12 protein-coding genes are annotated in these 16,928 nt (G+C 70.9%); 2 read left to right on the top strand and 10 right to left on the bottom strand.

The window, feature by feature from the left end:
• Positions 1 to 67: 67 nt before the first annotated feature.
• From serA to ABT004_RS13740, 6 genes are all read right to left on the bottom strand, one after another.
• Positions 68 to 1,669, bottom strand: a complete 1,602-nt coding sequence (gene serA / locus ABT004_RS13765; protein ID WP_351335452.1) for a phosphoglycerate dehydrogenase — start codon at positions 1,667 to 1,669, stop codon at positions 68 to 70.
• Between the two features lie 304 nt (positions 1,670 to 1,973).
• On the bottom strand, positions 1,974 to 2,975 hold the full coding sequence (ilvC, locus tag ABT004_RS13760; RefSeq protein ID WP_351335450.1) for a ketol-acid reductoisomerase: 1,002 nt from the start codon (positions 2,973 to 2,975) through the stop codon (positions 1,974 to 1,976).
• An 83-nt stretch (positions 2,976 to 3,058) separates the two neighbouring features.
• Positions 3,059 to 3,583 (bottom strand): acetolactate synthase small subunit, encoded by a 525-nt coding sequence (ilvN, locus tag ABT004_RS13755; protein WP_351335447.1) that lies wholly within the window; start codon positions 3,581 to 3,583, stop codon positions 3,059 to 3,061.
• Between the two features lie 33 nt (positions 3,584 to 3,616).
• Positions 3,617 to 5,467, bottom strand: a complete 1,851-nt coding sequence (locus tag ABT004_RS13750) for an acetolactate synthase large subunit (protein WP_351335444.1) — start codon at positions 5,465 to 5,467, stop codon at positions 3,617 to 3,619.
• A gap of 265 nt (positions 5,468 to 5,732) precedes the next feature.
• Positions 5,733 to 8,588 carry a putative bifunctional diguanylate cyclase/phosphodiesterase gene (locus ABT004_RS13745; protein ID WP_351335441.1) on the bottom strand — a complete coding sequence of 952 codons (2,856 nt, stop codon included), beginning with the start codon at positions 8,586 to 8,588 and terminating at the stop codon, positions 5,733 to 5,735.
• A gap of 490 nt (positions 8,589 to 9,078) precedes the next feature.
• On the bottom strand, positions 9,079 to 10,029 hold the full coding sequence (locus ABT004_RS13740) for a 2-hydroxyacid dehydrogenase (RefSeq protein WP_351335438.1): 951 nt from the start codon (positions 10,027 to 10,029) through the stop codon (positions 9,079 to 9,081).
• A gap of 168 nt (positions 10,030 to 10,197) precedes the next feature.
• On the opposite strand from ABT004_RS13740, the gene ABT004_RS13735 reads away from it, so the two are divergent.
• On the top strand, positions 10,198 to 11,139 hold the full coding sequence (locus tag ABT004_RS13735) for an aldo/keto reductase (RefSeq protein WP_502966956.1): 942 nt from the start codon (positions 10,198 to 10,200) through the stop codon (positions 11,137 to 11,139).
• 119 nt (positions 11,140 to 11,258) lie between these two features.
• Positions 11,259 to 12,437, top strand: coding sequence for a PQQ-dependent sugar dehydrogenase (locus tag ABT004_RS13730; RefSeq protein WP_351335432.1), 1,179 nt, complete (start codon positions 11,259 to 11,261; stop codon positions 12,435 to 12,437).
• Between the two features lie 123 nt (positions 12,438 to 12,560).
• On the opposite strand, the gene ABT004_RS13725 is transcribed toward ABT004_RS13730, so the two are convergent.
• The 4 genes from ABT004_RS13725 to ABT004_RS13710 all read right to left on the bottom strand — a co-directional run bounded on the left by ABT004_RS13725 (position 12,561) and on the right by ABT004_RS13710 (position 16,910).
• A complete protein-coding gene (locus ABT004_RS13725) occupies positions 12,561 to 12,770 on the bottom strand; it encodes a DUF6191 domain-containing protein (RefSeq protein WP_351335429.1) in 210 nt (69 codons plus the stop codon).
• 43 nt (positions 12,771 to 12,813) lie between these two features.
• Entirely contained in the window at positions 12,814 to 15,921 is a 3,108-nt protein-coding gene (locus ABT004_RS13720; protein WP_451188183.1) for a helix-turn-helix transcriptional regulator, read from the bottom strand.
• Between the two features lie 11 nt (positions 15,922 to 15,932).
• Complete coding sequence (locus ABT004_RS13715) at positions 15,933 to 16,133, bottom strand: hypothetical protein (protein ID WP_351335425.1); 201 nt, start codon at positions 16,131 to 16,133, stop codon at positions 15,933 to 15,935.
• Positions 16,134 to 16,310: 177 nt separating this feature from the next.
• Positions 16,311 to 16,910 (bottom strand): hypothetical protein, encoded by a 600-nt coding sequence (locus tag ABT004_RS13710; protein ID WP_351335423.1) that lies wholly within the window; start codon positions 16,908 to 16,910, stop codon positions 16,311 to 16,313.
• Positions 16,911 to 16,928 lie beyond the last annotated feature (18 nt).

Here is a 16,928-nt window from a genome sequence, read left to right as displayed (position 1 = left end):
CGAGGGCCGGGTCACCCGCGGGTGACCCGGCCCTCGTATACGTACTCGTGCTCTCGAAGCAGAGACCTCAGTCGAGGTTGACGGACCGCGCCGAGGTCGCGCCGATCTCGGCGGCCAGCTCGGTCAGGACCGACTGCGGCACCGTGTCGTCCACGGTCAGGACCGCGAGGGCCTCGCCGCCGACGTCGGCGCGCGAGACCTGCATGCCGCCGATGTTGATGCCCGCCTCGCCGAGGACACGGCCGACCGTGCCGACGACGCCGGGACGGTCCTCGTAGCGCAGGACGACCATGTGCTCGGCGAGCGCCAGGTCCACGTCGTACTCGCCGACCGCGACGATCTTCTGGAGGTGCTTCGGGCCCGCGAGCGTGCCGGAGACCGAGACCTCCTCGCCGTCGCCGAGGGTGCCGCGCACCGTGACGACGTTGCGGTGCTCGTGCGACTCGGAGGACGTCGTGAGGCGGACCTCGACGCCACGCTCCTGCGCGAACAGCGGGGCGTTGACGTAGGACACCGTCTCGTCGACGACGTCCTCGAAGACGCCCTTGAGCGCGGAGAGTTCGAGCACCTTCACGTCGTGCTGGGTGATCTCGCCGTACACCTCGACGTCGAGGCGGACCGCGACCTCACCGGCGAGCGCGGTGAAGATCCGGCCGAGGCGCTCGGCGAGCGGCAGGCCCGGCTTGACGTCCTCGGCGATGACGCCTCCCTGGACGTTCACCGCGTCCGGCACGAGCTCGCCGGAGAGCGCGAGGCGCACCGACTTGGCGACGGCGACGCCGGCCTTCTCCTGCGCCTCGTCCGTGGAGGCGCCGAGGTGCGGGGTGCAGACGACCTGGTCGAACTGGAACAGCGGGGAGTCCGTGCAGGGCTCCTTCGCGTACACGTCGAGGCCGGCGCCCGCGACGCGGCCCTCCTTGATCGCCGAGTACAACGCTTCCTCGTCGACGATGCCGCCGCGCGCGGCGTTGACGATCCGCACGTTCGGCTTGACCTTGTGCAGCGCCTCGTCGCCGATCAGGCCAAGCGTCTCGGGGGTCTTCGGGAGGTGCACGGTGATGAAGTCGGAGACCTCGAGCAGCTCGTCGAGGGAGAGGACCTTCACGCCCATCTGCGCGGCGCGCGCGGGCTGCACGTACGGGTCGTACGCGACGACCTTCATACCGAAGGCGGACATGCGCTGCGCGACGAGGGCGCCGATGCGGCCCAGGCCCACGACACCCAGCGTCTTCTCGGCGAGCTCGACGCCCGTGTACTTGCTGCGCTTCCACTCGCCGGCCTTGAGGGCCTGCGAGCCCTGCGGGATGTTGCGCGCGGTGGCGATGAGCAGGCCGCAGGCGAGCTCGGCGGCGGTCACGATGTTCGAGGTCGGCGCGTTGACGACCATCACGCCTGCCTTGGTGGCGGCGGACACGTCGACGTTGTCGAGGCCGACGCCGGCTCGTGCGACGACCTTCAGCTTCTTCGCGGCGGCGATCGCCTCGGCGTCGACCTTGGTGGCCGAGCGGATCAGGATCGCGTCGACGTCGGCGATGGCGGGCAGCAGCGCCGCCCGGTCCGCGCCGTTGCACTGGCGGATCTCGAAGTCCGGGCCCAGCGCGTCGACCGTCGCGGGCGACAGCTCTTCGGCGATGAGTACGACGGGTTTGCCGTTGGCAGCAGTGCTCACGTGAGTCCTCACAGGTCCAGTGCGGACGGCCGTCCCGACGGCCGCAGGCGGTGGAGGGGGGAGCGGCACCGGGACGGGCCGGGTGCGTCCCCGCGTCGTTCGGTGCGGGGACGTGCCTGGTCCATCTCGGTGTCGCTTGTGCCGCGTGGAAGACGCACGACGCTGTGGGCCCGACGCGAATGTTGTCAGCAGTGTAGTGGCGCCGAGGAGAGCCTCTTACGCCTCCTCGGAAGGATCACCCGTCCGAGGCTGGACGGAATGGACAACGGGCCGCGGCAGCGGCCGCGGCCCGTTGTCCGGAGGCTTACGCCTCCTCGTCGTTCACCCAGCTCATGAGCTTGCGGAGCTCCGCGCCCGTGGTCGCCAGGAGGCTGTCCTCGTCCTGCTTCTTGTACTCGTTGTACTTCTTCAGACCGCCGTGGTACTCGTCCATCCAGTTCTTGGCGAACGTGCCGTCCTGGATCTCGGCGAGGATCTTCTTCATCTCGGCCTTGGTGGCGTCCGTGATGATCCGCGGGCCGCTCACGTAGTCGCCCCACTCGGCGGTCTCGGAGACCGACCAGCGCATCTTCTCCAGGCCGCCCTCGTACATGAGGTCGACGATGAGCTTCAGCTCGTGCAGGCACTCGAAGTACGCGATCTCCGGCTGGTAGCCGGCCTCGGTCAGCGTCTCGAAACCGGCCTTGACCAGCGCGGCCGTGCCACCACAGAGAACGGCCTGCTCACCGAAGAGGTCGGTCTCGGTCTCCTCGGTGAAGGTCGTCTTGATGACGCCGGCGCGGGTGCCGCCGATGCCCTTCGCGTAGGAGAGGGCGAGCTCGAAGCCCTTGCCCGTGGCGTCCTGCTCGACGGCCGCGATGCACGGAACGCCGCGACCCTCCTCGTACTGACGGCGCACGAGGTGGCCCGGGCCCTTGGGGGCGACCATGCAGACGTCGACACCCTCCGGCGGCTTGATGAAGCCGTAGCGGATGTTCAGACCGTGGCCGAAGAACAGCGCGTCGCCGTCCTTCAGGTTCGGGGCGATGGTCTCCTCGTAGACCTTGCCCTGGATCGGGTCCGGGACCAGGATCATGATGACGTCGGCCTCGGCCGCGGCCTCGGACGGCGTGACGACGCGCAGGCCCTGCTCCTCGGCCTTGGCCTTGGACTTGGAGCCCTCGTGCAGACCGACACGCACGTCGACACCCGAGTCGCGGAGCGAGAGCGCGTGGGCGTGGCCCTGGGAGCCGTAGCCGATCACCGCGACCTTGCGGTTCTGGATGATGGACAGGTCGGCATCGTCGTCGTAGAACAGCTCGGCCACTGGGGTTCTCCTTGGTGTGCTGGTGTTGCGTCCCACCGTACGGCGGGGTGCGGAAAGAAGGTTGAGGGGTCTCGCTATGCGAGCTACGCGGAGCGGTCGAGTGCCCGCAGGCTCCGGTCGGTGATGGAGCGCGAGCCGCGGCCGACCGCGATGGTGCCCGACTGGACGAGCTCCTTGATGCCGAAGGGTTCCAGCATCTTGAGCATCGCCTCGAGCTTGTCGCTGGAGCCGGTGGCCTCGATGGTGACGGCCTCCGGGGAGACGTCCACGGTCTTGGCGCGGAACAGCTGGACGATCTCGACGATCTGCGAGCGCGTCTCGTTGTCGGCACGGACCTTGGCGAGCACCAGCTCGCGGGCCACGGCCGCGTCGGGCTCCAGCTCGACGATCTTCAGGACGTTGACCAGCTTGTTGAGCTGCTTCGTGACCTGTTCGAGCGGGAGCTTTTCGACATTCACGACAATGGTGATGCGCGAGATGTCGGGGTGCTCGGTGACGCCGACGGCGAGCGAGTCGATGTTGAAGCCGCGGCGCGAGAAGAGGGCGGTGATCCGGGCGAGGACACCGGGCTTGTTCTCGACCAGGACGGAGAGTGTGTGCTTGGACATATCTCTTGGTCTCTCTCTACGTCTCGTCGTCGCTCAGTCGTCTTCGCCGTCGCCGAAGTCGGGACGGACGTCCCGAGCGGCCATGATCTCGTCGTTGGAGGTGCCGGCGGCGACCATCGGCCACACCATGGCGTCCTCGTGGACGATGAAGTCGACCACGACCGGGCGGTCGTTGATCGAGTTCGCCTCCTCGATGCACTTGTCGAGGTCCTCGGGGCGCTCACAGCGGATGGCGTAGCAGCCCATGGCCTCGCTCAGCTTCACGAAGTCCGGGACGCGAGTGCCCTTGTTGGGCGGGGTCTCGCCGTCCGGGCCCGCGTGCAGCACGGTGTTCGAGTAGCGCTGGTTGTAGAACAGCGTCTGCCACTGGCGGACCATCCCGAGGGCGCCGTTGTTGATGATGGCGACCTTGATCGGGATGTTGTTCAGGGCGCAGGTGGTGAGCTCCTGATTGGTCATCTGGAAGCAGCCGTCGCCGTCGATCGCCCAGACCGGCTGGTCCGGCGCGCCGGCCTTGGCACCCATCGCGGCGGGCACCGAGTAGCCCATGGTTCCGGCGCCGCCCGAGTTCAGCCAGGTCGCCGGCTTCTCGTACTGGATGTAGTGCGCGGCCCACATCTGGTGCTGGCCGACGCCCGCCGCGAAGATCGTGTCCTCGGGGGCGAGTTGGCCGATGCGCTCGATGACCTGCTGCGGGGAGAGCGAGCCGTCCGCGGGCTGGTCGTAGCCGAGCGGGTAGGTCTCGCGCCAGCGGCTGAGGTCGTTCCACCAGGCGCTGTAGTCGCCCGTGTGACCGTCGCTGTGCTCCTTCTGGACCGCCTGGATGAGGTCGGCGATGACCTCGCGGGCGTCCCCGACGATCGGCACGTCGGCGGCGCGGTTCTTGCCGATCTCCGCCGGGTCGATGTCCGCGTGCACGACCTTCGCGAACGGGGCGAAGCTGTCCAGGTTGCCGGTGACGCGGTCGTCGAAGCGGGCTCCGAGGGCGACGATCAGGTCGGCCTTCTGCAGCGCGGTGACGGCGGTGACCGCACCGTGCATGCCCGGCATTCCCACGTGCAGCGGGTGGCTGTCGGGGAATGCGCCGAGCGCCATCAGGGTGGTGGTGACGGGCGCTCCGGTGAGCTCGGCGAGCATCTTGAGCTCGGCGGTGGCCCCTGCCTTGAGGACGCCGCCGCCGACGTAGAGGACGGGCCGCTTCGCATTCGTGATCAGCTTCGCGGCCTCGCGGATCTGCTTGGCGTGCGGCTTGATCACCGGGCGGTAGCCGGGCAGGTCCTGCTGCGGCGGCCAGGAGAACGTCGTCTGCGCCTGGAGGATGTCCTTCGGGATGTCCACGAGGACGGGGCCCGGGCGGCCGGTGGCCGCGATGTGGAACGCCTCGGCGATCGCCTTCGGGATGTCCTCGGCCTTCGTGACCAGGAAGCTGTGCTTGGTGATCGGCATGGTGATGCCGACGATGTCCGCCTCCTGGAAGGCGTCCGTGCCGATCGCCTTGGAGACGACCTGGCCGGTGATCGCGACGAGCGGCACCGAGTCCATCATCGCGTCGGCGATCGGCGTCACCAGGTTGGTGGCACCCGGGCCCGACGTGGCCATGCAGACACCGACCTTGCCGGTGGCCTGCGCGTAACCGGTGGCCGCGTGGCCCGCACCCTGCTCGTGACGGACGAGCACGTGGCGCACCCGGCTCGAGTCCATCATCGGGTCGTACGCGGGAAGGATCGTGCCGCCGGGGATGCCGAATACGGTGTCGACCCCGACCTCCTCAAGCGAGCGAATGAGGGACTTCGCACCCGTGACGCGCTCGACGGGGGCGGACTGCTGTCCTCCGGAACGGGGCCGCGGCTGCGGCTGGCTGGCCCCGGTGGCCTGCTCGGTCATCGGCATTCTCTTCTCGATGCTGAGGGTTTTTGCGAGGGTTCTGCAGGGTCTTACGTGTGTGTCGGGCGGTGGGCGGCGGATCTGAACCGGCACCAGTGCAACAAAAAACCCCTCGTGCCGTGAGGCAAGCGAGGGGAGCGCGCCGGGTGCGGTCGCTGGGTTTCCGGTGTTCGAACCAGTGGTCCCAGCTTCAGCCGACGCGCTTTCCAAGTACGAGAATTCGGGTGCGCATGGCACTGACCCTCCCCCCGGCGCGTAGGGCGTGTCAAGTGGGTGGGACGGGCGTCTCATTATGTGAGCGCAGGGTGGTGAAGCCCGCGAACACCGGCTCGGCGGGGCCCCTGGGGACCGGATACTCCCCCGAGGTGAGGGCGCGGCGCAGCCGGTACTCGTCGAGGGGCCCGGAGAACGCCATGCCCTGCCCGTGCGTGCACCCCATCGAGCGCAGCGCCGCGACCTGCTCGGGCAGGTCCACACCGTCCGCCACGGAGTTGAGCCCGAGGTCGCCCGCGATCCGCAGCAGCCCGCTGGTGATCTTGTGCAGCCGCGCGGACTCGACGACGCCCTCGATCAGCGAGCGGTCCAACTTCAGTACGTCGACGGGGAGGCGGCGCAGCGCCGTGATGGCCGCGTAGCCGCTGCCGAAGCCGTCCAGCGCGATCCGGACGCCGAGGCGGCGCAGGGCCGTCAGACGCCGCTCCAGCTCGTCCAGCGGGACTCTGGGGTCGCTGTCCGCCAGCTCGATCACGAGCGCGCCCGAGGGCAGCCCGTGCCGGGTGAGGAGCGCTTCTATCGAGCCGAGCGGCATGGCCCGGTCGAGGAGCCGGCCGGCGCTGATCCGCACGGCGACCGGCGTCCCGTGCCCGCTGTGCCCGCGCTCGGCGGCCTGCTCGACGGCCTCCTCCAGCATCCAGCGGCCGAGCTCCGCGGTGCGCTCGCTGTCGTCGGCCACCCGCAGGAACTCGGCGGGCGTGAACAGGATGCCCTGCGCGCTGCGCCATCGGGCCTGCGCGGCGACCGCCGTGATCCGGCCGTCGTCGAGCGAGACGATCGGCTGGTGGAGCAGCGCGAACTCGCCCTCGTGCAGCGCCGATCGCAGCCTTGTCGCCAGCTCCGCCTTGCGTACGACATCGGCCTGCATCTGCGGCGCGTACAGCTCGACGCGGCCCTTGCCTGCCGCCTTCGCCCGGTACATCGCCAGGTCGGCGTTGCGCAGCAGCTCTCCTGCCCCGATGTCCGGCTCGGCGAAGGCGACTCCGATGGAAGCGGCGACCCGCACATCGTCGTGCCCGTCGATCGAGTACGGCTGGGACAGGGTGATTCTGAGCCGGTCGGCCAGCTCGTAGATCTGCTGTTCCCTCGCGGTGTGGTCGCGCCCTCCGTCTCCGACGATCAGCGCCGCGAACTCGTCACCGCCCAGCCGGGCCGCGGTGTCCGAGGCGCGCACGGATTCGGCCAGCCTTCTCGCCGCCTGGACGAGCAGTTCGTCGCCCGCCTGGTGGCCGATCGTGTCGTTGACCTGCTTGAAGCCGTCGAGGTCGATGAAGAGCACGGCGGTGCCCAGGTCGCCTGCCCGGCGACCGGCGAGGGCCTGTCCGACCCGCTTGGTGAACAGCGACCTGTTGGGCAGGTCGGTAAGTGGGTCGTGCTCCGCGTTGTGCTGCAACTGGGCCTGGAGGCGCACCCTTTCGGTCACGTCCCGGCTGTTGAGGATCAGGCCGCCGTGGTGCCGGTTGACCGTCGACTCCACGTTCAGCCAGGTGCCCGTGCCGGACCGGAAGCGGCATTCGATGCGCGTAGTGGGCTCCTCGATCTGGCTCGCGGCGAGGAATCTGCGCACCTCGTGCATCACACGCCCGAGGTCCTCGGGGTGGATGATCGACGCGAGTTCGGAGCCTACGAGGTCCTCGGCGTCCCGCCCGTAGACGCCCGCGGCGGCCGGGCTGACGTATCTCAGCGTCCCGTTCGGCGCCGCGATCATGATGACGTCGCTGGAGCCCTGGACCAGGGAGCGGAAGTGGTTCTCCTTCTGCGCCAGCTCCCGGGTGAGCGTGATGTTGTCGAGCAGCATGATGCCCTGGCGCATGACGAGCGCCAGGACGACGGTGCAGGCCGTGAAGAGCACGACGCGATCCACCCGATGCCCGTCCAGCACGTTGTAGAGAATGCCCAACGTACAGACGGCGGCGGCCAGATACGGGGTGAGCGCGGCGAGCGAGCCGGAGATCGGGCGGGTGTAGCTGACCTGGTAGCGGCCGCCGGATCCGGGCGGGGAGTCGTCCTCGCGCACGCCGCGCCGCTCTCCCACCCACGGCGCGTACGCGAGCAGCAGCGAACCGGCGAACCAGCCGGCGTCCAGGATCTCGCCCGAGCGGTAACTGGCGTGCAGCAGGGGCGAGGTGAACAGTGCGTCGCACATCACCGTGACGGCGAGCGCGCCGATCGCGGTGTTCACCGCCTTGCGATCGCCGGGAGAACGCCGGAAGTGCAGCGCGAGCACCATGCTGACCAGGGCGATGTCGAGCAGCGGGTACGCCAGGGAGAGCGCGGTGCGGGTGACGCTCTGCCCCTCGAACTCGGCGGTGTGCGCGAGGGCGAGGCTCCAGGAGAGGGTGATCAGGGAGCCGGCGATCAGCCAGGCGTCGAGCGCGAGGCAGATCCAGCCGGCCTTGGTGACGGGCCGCCGGGCGAGGACGAGCAGGCCGATGATGGCGGGCGGCGCGAAGCAGAGGAAGAACAGGTCGGCGAGGCTCGGCGACGGCACCGGCTCGCGCAGGACGACCTCGTACCAGCCCCACACCCCGTTACCGAGGCTGGCCATGAGCGAGGAGAACGAGAACAGGAGCCAGGCGGGTCGAAAGCGGCTGCGCCTGCTGCGCGCGTACACGAAATTCGATACGGCGGCGATCGCCGCCGCGAGGCTCAGGCCGAAGTCCCCCATGATCAGGGCGAGCCGGTCGGATCCCCAGCCGAACGCGGACCCCACCACGAAGCCGGCGCACACCAGGGCGAGGAGCAACTGGAGTCCCGTGCCACCCCGTTCAGGGGCTCGGGCGGGGGCCTGGCCGCCGGAGTACATCGAGGCGCCCAGTGCCGTCGTCGGCGTGGGGTGCGTACTCACCGGGCCGCCCCGGTCCACCGGGCGGCCCCCATGTCCGCTTTCCCCTGCCGGGCCTGCTGATGCCTTCTGCGGCCGCCGCGAGGGCCCGTCCGATGCACATGTGCCCTGCGGCAGCCGGGACTTCGGCCCCGCATCGTCGCGCGGGTCATCGCACAGGACCGCCGTCGACGGCCCCGCCGAGTCGGATCGTTCGCCCATAGGCCGTGCATCGCCCGTCGCCCCCCTCGCAGTCCGTCACTCTTCCCCGGCGCCGCGTGCTGGCACGGCGCTGCCCCAGTCGGGACGATACACCAGTCTCGTCACTCAGGGACATAGTTCCTCTACTCTCCGTGACGACCAGGCACGATGCGGGCGCGGGGCGGGCACGGGGCGCATTCAAGCGGGCGCACAGCGTGCCCGACGAACGGCATGCGGCCCTACGGGAGTTACCCGTGGGGCCGGTGTGGTTCGCGAGGTCTGTGGGTGTGCAGAGTCGCGAGGTGACCGGGTGTCAGTCGCCGCTTCCGTCGATAGTGAGTACGACGTTCTCGAGCGGATCCCCCGCCGCGAACCGCGTGAGCTGAGCAGCGAGGAGGCGCTTGGCCCGCGGCAGGAAGGCGGATGTGGGGCCGCCCACGTGCGGCGAGATGAGCACCCCTGGAGCCTGCCACAACGGGTGCTCCTGGGGCAGCGGTTCGGGATCGGTGACGTCGAGGGCCGCGGTGATGCGGCCCGTCTCCAGCTCCGCGAGGAGGGCCTTGGTGTCGACGACCGGGCCGCGGCCGACGTTCACGAGCAGCGCACCGTCCTTGAGACGCGCGAGCAACTCGGCGTTCACGAGGCCGCGGGTGTCCTCGGTGAGCGGGGTCACCATGATCACGACATCGGCCTGCGGCAGCAGTTCCGGAAGCTCGGTGAGCGGGCGCACGGGCCCGCGCTCCGTTGTACGGGCGGAGCGCGCGACGCGTGTCACCCGCGCGACCTCGAACGGCGTGAGCCGGTCCTCGATGGCACCGCCGATGGCGCCGTACCCCACGATGAGGACGTGCTTGTCGGCGAGCGCGGGCCGGAATCCGCCGCGCCACTCGCCGCGGTCCTGGCCGCGGACGAAGTCGGGGATGCCGCGCAGGGAGGCGAGGATCAGGGTGAGCGCGAGCTCGGCGGTGCTTGCGTCGTGCACACCGCGCGCATTGCACAACTGGACGCCGGGACGCAGGTACTTCAGCCCGCCCTGTACGTGGTCGACGCCCGCGGAGAGCGTCTGCACGGCGCGTACGGACGTCATCTCGGGCATCGGGCGGACGCCGATGCCCGGCGGCTTCATGTAGGGGACGACGTAGTAGGCGCAGTCGGCGGGGTCCGCGGGGAAGTCGGGTTCACCGTTCCAGAAACGGTAGTCGAGCCCCTGCGGGAGGCCCGGGATCTCGTCGGCGCGGAAGGGCAGCCACACATCACCAGTCATGGTCAGGAGGCTATGTCAGTCGCGTGAAGGGACAGAGGTTAGGTTGGGGACCTCAGCACGAGGGGCCAGGCAGGTCCTGGGGAGGGTCACGGGCACGTGAAGCAAGGTGGCGCGCGCAAGGCGATCGGCGCGACGGGCCTCGACGTGGGTGCCGTCGGCATCGGCTGCATGCCGATGAGCTGGGCGTACACGGGCTCGCGGCAGCGCGGCGAGGAGTCCCTGCGCACCCTGCACACCGCCCTGGACCGGGGCTGCAGCCTGGTCGACACCGCGGACATGTACGGGCCCTTCACCAATGAGCTGCTGCTCGGCCGTGTGCTCAAGGAACGGCGGGCGGACGCCTTCGTGTCGACGAAGGTGGGGCTGCTCGTCGGCGAGCAGCACATCGTCGCCAACGGCAGGCCCGGCTACGTGAAGCGGGCCTGTGACGCGTCGCTGCGGCGCCTGCAGACCGACGTCATCGACCTGTACCAACTGCACCGCGAGGACCCCGAGGTTCCCGTCGAGGAGACGTGGGGCGCGATGGCGGAGCTCGTGAGCGCGGGCAAGGTGCGCTCGCTGGGCTTCTGTGCCGTGGACGCGCGGGGCTCGCGGCGCGGTGGCCGGGCCGCACGGCATGCCGGAACGATCCGCCGGTTGGAGCGGGTGCAGCAGGTGTTCCCGGTGAGCGCGGTCATGGCCGAGCTGTCGGTGTGGTCGCCGGAGGCGCTCGGGGCGCTGCTGCCGTGGTGCGCGGCGCGCGGCGTCGGGTTCCTCGCCGCGATGCCGCTGGGCAGCGGGTTCCTGACCGGCACGCTCACCACCGGTGGGGGCTTCGAGCCGGACGATCTGCGCGCCCGCCACCCCCGTTTCACCGCCGAGATGATGGCGGCGAACCAGCCGTTCGTGGCGGGCCTGCGCCGGATCGCCGCGCGGCACGGGGAGCGCGTGACACCGGCCCAGGTGGCGCTCGCCTGGGTGGCGGCGCAAGGTGAGGGCGTGGTGCCGGTGCCGGGCGCCAAACAGGAACGCTGGGCACTGGAGAACGCGGCGTCCGCGGAACTGCGGCTCACCGCCGAGGACTTCGCGGAGCTCGCGGGTCTTCCGGCGGCGCAGGGGTCCTGGGACTGAGCGACCGGGTTCGGGTACCGGGTTCAGGTGCCGGGTTCGGGAACCTCGGCGGCGTGCGAGGTGTTTGAACGGTAGAGCGGTGTGTGAACGGCAGAGCTTCGTGTCGAAGGGACCTGATCGTGATCGTGCAACGTCCAGCTGTGCGGCCCGCGTTGGCCGTCACCGCCTGTGCCGCACTCCTGTTCACGGCCGGGTGCTCCTCCGGTGACGGTTCCCCTTCGCCGAGCAAGGACTCGGCGTCCGCGCCGAGCGAGAGCGGTGCGGGCGGCTCCTCGTCCCCCAAGGGGGACGTACCTCCGGCGAAGGGCTCGGTGAGCGTCGAGCGGACCGTCACGGACGGCCTCAAGTCGCCGTGGGGGCTCGCCGAGCTGCCCGGTGGTGGCGGCCTGCTCGTCTCGTCCCGCGACGAGGGGACGATCACGCGTGTCGACACGAAGACCGGGAAGAAGACCGTGCTCGGCGAGGTGCCCGGCGTCGCGCCCGAGGGCGAGGGCGGGCTCCTCGGCCTCGCGCTCTCCCCCTCGTACGCCTCCGACCACATGGTTTATGCGTACTTCACGACGGAGTCGGACAACCGTGTCGTGCGGATGGGTTACGACGAGAAGAAGCCGTCCGGTGAGCAGTTGGGCGCCCCCGACACCGTGTTCCGCGGCATCCCCAAGGGCACGAACCACAACGGCGGGCGGATCGCGTTCGGCCCGGACAAGCTGCTGTACGTGGGGACCGGGGAGACGTACGACAAGCCGCTGGCGCAGGACAAGAAGTCGACGGGCGGCAAGATCCTGCGACTGACCGCGGAGGGCGAGCCGGCGCCGGGCAACCCCTTCGGCGACTCCCCCGTGTACTCGTACGGGCACCGCAATGTGCAGGGTCTGGCCTGGGACGAGGACAAGCGGCTCTGGGCGTCGGAGTTCGGGCAGGACACCTGGGACGAGCTGAACCACATCGTGGCGGGTGACAACTACGGGTGGCCCGACGCCGAGGGCAAGGGGGGCGGCGAGAAGTACCACGACCCGATCGCCCAGTGGCACACGTCGGACGCCTCGCCCAGTGGGATCGCGTACGCGAAGGGGTCGATCTGGATGGCCGGGCTGCGCGGTGAGCGGCTGTGGCGGATTCCGCTCGACGGGGCGAAGGCGGCGCATGAGCCGACGGCGTTTCTGGAGGGGAAGTACGGGCGGTTGCGGACTGTGGTGGCGGCGGGTGGGGACAAGTTGTGGCTCGTGACGAGTGAGACGGATACGAGGGGGACGCCGGGGGCGGGGGACGACAGGATCCTGGAGCTGAAGGTGGGCTGAGGTCGTCGGCCGGTGGAGCGGCGCCGTCGTTGCGGACTCGGGGCTCTGCCCCGGACCCCGCGGGCTCTCGTCCAAGAGCGGGGCTCAAAAGACCTGCTCAATCGCCGCAGGGGCTTGAATGGCTCAATCGGCGCTGGGGGTTGAAGGAGGCTGCTCAATCGCCGCAGGGGCTTGATCCGGCGGGCGGATGACGACCTTGCCGGATGTGAGGTCTATTGGGCCGCGGCCGGGGTCGCCGTCGTTCGTGTCGGTGCGGGTGAGCTCCAGGCGCTTGCGTTCGTCGTTGGTGTGCTTGCGGCCGGGCGAGAACAGCTCCTCGAACATGTTGAACACGGCGCCTCCAAGTGGCGGGGACCGGCCGGGCGGGCCCTCCCTCTCAGCGTACGGGAGCCTTTTCCGCCGGGACGAGGTGCAGGCGGTGGGCCAGGGCCGCCGCCTCGCCGCGGCCCGCGACGCCCAGCTTCCCGAGGATGTTGGAGACGTGGACGCTGGCCGTCTTCGGCGAGATGAACAGCTCCTCGGCTATCTGCCGGTTGCTGCGGCCCGCCGCGACCAGGCGCAGCACGTCCCGCTCGCGGCTCGTGAGGCCGAACTCCTGCGCCGGGTCGGCCGGAGCGCTCTGCCGCGGCACATCGCGGGTCAGGGCCAGCCGGGCACGCTGGGCGAGCAGTGCGACGGATTCGGCGAGCGGGCGCGCGCCCAGGTGCTCGGCGACGGCCCCGGCGAGCCGGAGCAGTTCGGTGGCGCGGTCCCGGTCGTCGTCCGCACCCCGCGCGACCAGGGACTCCGCGAGGCGGAGCCGGACGCGGGCCAGATCGTGCGGGCGGTCGAGGAGCTCGAACGCGGTGGCCGTGGCGGACCAGTCGGCGGCGGTGTCGCGGCCCTCCGCGCGCAGGAGCTCGGCGCGCACCCACTGCTCATGGGCCCGCCAGACGGGGACCGCGGTGGCCTGCCGCTTGGCGGCGTCCCGGATCCGGGCGATCGCCCCGGCGCGCCCGGCGTCGGCGGCGGGCAGCCCCCGGGCATCGGCCTCGGCCGCGGCGGCGGTACGTAGGAGGGGCCACAGGTAGCGGTGCATGGAGGGTGGCAGCCCCGCCGTGATCAGCCGGTCGAGCTCGGCGCGGGCGTCCAGGAGGCGGCCCTGGGCGGCGGCGAGCGCGACGGCGAGGTGGGTGCGGGGCAGCGTGTACTGGGGCTGCGGGTCGTGTGCGCCGTAGTACCCGTTGGCCGCGGCAAGATGGTCGGCCGCTTCCTGAAGGGCGCCGCGGCCGAGTGCGATCACCGCGAGGTGCGCGCACGCGGTGCCGCGTGGCTTGTCGCTGAGTCCGAAGCGGCGGCTCACCCAATCGGCCATCTCGACCGCTTCGTCCCAGCGGCCGAGCGAGACGAGGGACTCGGCCAGATTGGAGCGGACCCAGCCCTTGTTGTCGCTGAGGCCGTAGCGACGGCACAGGACGATGGCCTCTTCGCAGATGCGCGCGGCTTCGGTGGAACGCCCGACGCCCTCCAGGTGGGAGGGCAGGTTGACATTGACGTTGATGAGGCGGGCAGTCATCCCTTGCGCCAAGGAGCGCTCGCGAACCGCGTACATCTCGGCGAAGCCCTCCTCGATGGCGCCCGCGTCCACGAGGAGTCCGCCGCGGACGAGACGCGCGTGGAGTTCGACCTCCTCCGCGTCGTCGACCATGCGCGCGTACTCGACGGCTCGCTCGGCGGCGGCGAGGGTCTGGGCACCGGGGCTGTGCAGCATGCCCCAAGCCGCCACGTTCGCCAGGACCTCGGCGTGCACGGCGGACGGCGGGAGGCCCCGGACGAGCTCCTGGGCCGTGGCGATCTCGTCCCAGCCGTCGCCGCGGCCGATATGGGAGACGATCTTGGAGTTCTGGATGTGGAACCACGCGGCCCGCAAGGGATCCGCCTTCCCGCTCTCCTCCAGGATGCGGATCCCCCGCTTGCCGATCTTCAGGGCGCGCTCCCGCTCACCGCACAGCCGCCCCGCGGCGGCGGCCTCGGACAGCAGGTCGAGGTAGTCGAGCGGGGTCGCGGCGGGGTCGCAGCCGCAGGAGTTGAAGGCGATGGCGTAGTCGCCCATGCGCAGCGCCGAGCGGATCTCCTGCGGCGCGCCGTCCCACAGCTCCATCGCCCGCTCGAGAAGGCGCAGTTGCTCGGAGTACGCGTGCCGGCGGCGGGCCGCCACGGAGGCGTCGAGGACGGCGGGCAGGGCCTTCGCCGCATCGTGGGCGTGGTACCAGTAGCTGGCGAGGCGTGTCACGCGCGCGTCGGCGGGCACCAGCGTCGGCCCGGCCTCCAGGGCCTCGGCGTAGCGGCGGTTGAGGCGGGAGCGCTCGCCGGGCAGCAGGTCGTCGCTGACGGCCTCGCGGACCAGGGAGTGGCGGAACCGGTAGCCGTCCCCGTCCGGCGAGGCGAGCAGGATGTTCGCGCCGACGGCCGCGCGCAGCGCCTCGATCAGCTCGTCCTCGCCGAGCCCTGCGACGGCCGCGAGCAGCGGATACTCGACCGTGGAGCCGCCCTCCGCGCAGATCCGGGCGACGCGCTGGGCGGACTCGGGCAGCGATTCGACGCGGACGAGCAGGACGTCGCGCAGCGAGTCCGTCAGGCCCGTGGCGCAGCCCTCGGCGGCGGACACGGCGAGTTCCTCGACGAAGAACGCGTTGCCGTCGGAGCGGCGGAAGATGTTGTCCACGTCGGCGGGCTCGGGTTCCGCGGCCATGATTCCGGCGATCTGGCGGGCCACCTCGTCCCGGCTGAGGCGGCCGAGCTCGATGCGGGTGACGGTGCGCAGCCGGTCGAGTTCGGCGAGGAGGGGGCGCAGGGGGTGGCGGCGGTGCACGTCGTCCGCGCGGTAGCTGGCGATGACGGCGAGGCGGCCGCTGCGCAGCGTACGGAACAGGTAGGTGAGCAGGTGGCGGGTGGAGGCGTCCGCCCAGTGCAGGTCCTCGAGGATGACGACGAGGGTGCGCTCGGCGGCGACGCGCTCCAGGAGCCGCGCGGTGAGTTCGAAGAGGCGGGCCATGGCGCTGTCGTCCCCGCGCCCGTCGAAGCCCCGGCCTTCCTGGTCTCCCAACTCCGGGAGCAGCCGGGCCAGTTCGTCCTCGCGGCCCGCGACCGCCGCGTCCACCTCGGCGGGCAGTGTGCGGCGCAGGGCGCGCAGGGCGGTGGAGAACGGCGCGAACGGCAGTCCGTCGGCGCCGATCTCGACGCAACCGCCGGTGACCACGACGGCGCCCCGCTCGCGGGCGGCCGCGCCGAACTCCTCGACGAGGCGCGTCTTGCCCACGCCGGCCTCGCCGCCGAGCAGCAGCGCCTGCGGCTCGGCGGCCTCGGCCCGCGCAAGGGCCTTGTTCAGTACGCCCAGCTCATCGGCGCGACCGACGAACACCGGGCTGACGGACCTGGTCTCCACATCGCTGAGGATGGCACACGGGTCTGACAGCGGGCCCGTGGTTTCCGCGCCGCCGGCCACGGCGGGCGCGCTCACGCGGTGTGCGGGGCGCGCCGCCGGCGGATCCGGCGGGTGGTCACCGGCCTCTCGGCGTCCTGGCTGTCCTGCCGGCTGCCCCGGCGCTCCGCACGGCGGGCCTTGGCCTGCGAATGGGCGAAGCGTGCGAGGCGGAAGCGCTCGGCCTGCTCGATGAGTTCTGCGGAGCGGAGCTGGTGCAGTTCGTACTCGAACATTGCGTCTCCCTGGTGACGATTTCTGCGGTTCTCGCGGAGCGTTCTCCGCGATGACTCGACTTTCGTCTCCCAGGGGGGTGCGGCACATCGGGAGAGTGCCGCATGTTCGTGGGCCGCGCCTCCTTAGGCGCGGCCCACGGTGTGCTTAGGCGGCTCGGCCGCCCTAAGGCAGATGCCTCAGCCGCTGGTCCCGGGCATGCCGAGGATCAGGTCGGTGTACTTGGCGACGGCGAGCAGCAGCCCGATGAGGCCGATGACGAGACCCGCCCACGCGGTCGACTTGATCCACACCGCCTGCGGCTTGCCGGGCGCGCCGAACGCGGGCCTGGCCAGGACGACGGCGCCGATCAGCAGGGCGACGAGCGAGAAGATCCCGCCGACCAGGGCGGCGGAGTGCCAGGCATCGCCGTACATCGCGGAGATCTGCTTGGCGACGCCCGCGCTCTGCGAGGTGGTGAGCTGGCCTTGGAGCTGCGAGCGGGCCGAGGCGATGGTGCCGAGCCAGCCGCCGCTGAGCCCGACGATGCCGAGGGCCACGGAGACGATCGCGCCCGCGCCCTGGCCGACGCCGGTCGGCTTCTCGGTCTCGGCCTTTTCGAGGGCCGCGAGCTCGGCCTCGGCGGCGGCTTCGGCGGCCTGAGCCGCCTCGGCGTCCTCGGTCTCGGCCTCGGTGGCCTCCGCCGTGGCTTCCTTGTCGGCCTGCTCGGCCTTGTCTGCCTTCACGGCCTCCTCCGCCATGGTCTCGGCGTCGCTCTGCGCTTCAGTCTTCGTAGTCATGTGCCGCACCGTAGGGGT

Origin of the sequence: Streptomyces sp. NPDC002790 (assembly GCF_040295505.1) — a bacterium.
GTDB lineage: Bacteria > Actinomycetota > Actinomycetes > Streptomycetales > Streptomycetaceae > Streptomyces.
This window is presented reverse-complemented; position numbering and strand designations above follow the sequence as displayed.

Bases quoted from the DNA above. Each gene is read 5' to 3' on its own strand.
- ilvN (WP_351335447.1), bottom strand. From the start codon at position 3,583: ATGTCCAAGCACACACTCTCCGTCCTGGTCGAGAACAAGCCCGGTGTC.
- ABT004_RS13750 (WP_351335444.1), bottom strand. From the start codon at position 5,467: ATGACCGAGCAGGCCACCGGGGCCAGCCAGCCGCAGCCGCGGCCCCGT.
- ABT004_RS13740 (WP_351335438.1), bottom strand. From the start codon at position 10,029: ATGACTGGTGATGTGTGGCTGCCCTTCCGCGCCGACGAGATCCCGGGC.
- ABT004_RS13735 (WP_502966956.1), top strand. From the start codon at position 10,198: ATGCCGATGAGCTGGGCGTACACGGGCTCGCGGCAGCGCGGCGAGGAG.
- ABT004_RS13715 (WP_351335425.1), bottom strand. From the start codon at position 16,133: ATGTTCGAGTACGAACTGCACCAGCTCCGCTCCGCAGAACTCATCGAG.
- ABT004_RS13710 (WP_351335423.1), bottom strand. From the start codon at position 16,910: ATGACTACGAAGACTGAAGCGCAGAGCGACGCCGAGACCATGGCGGAG.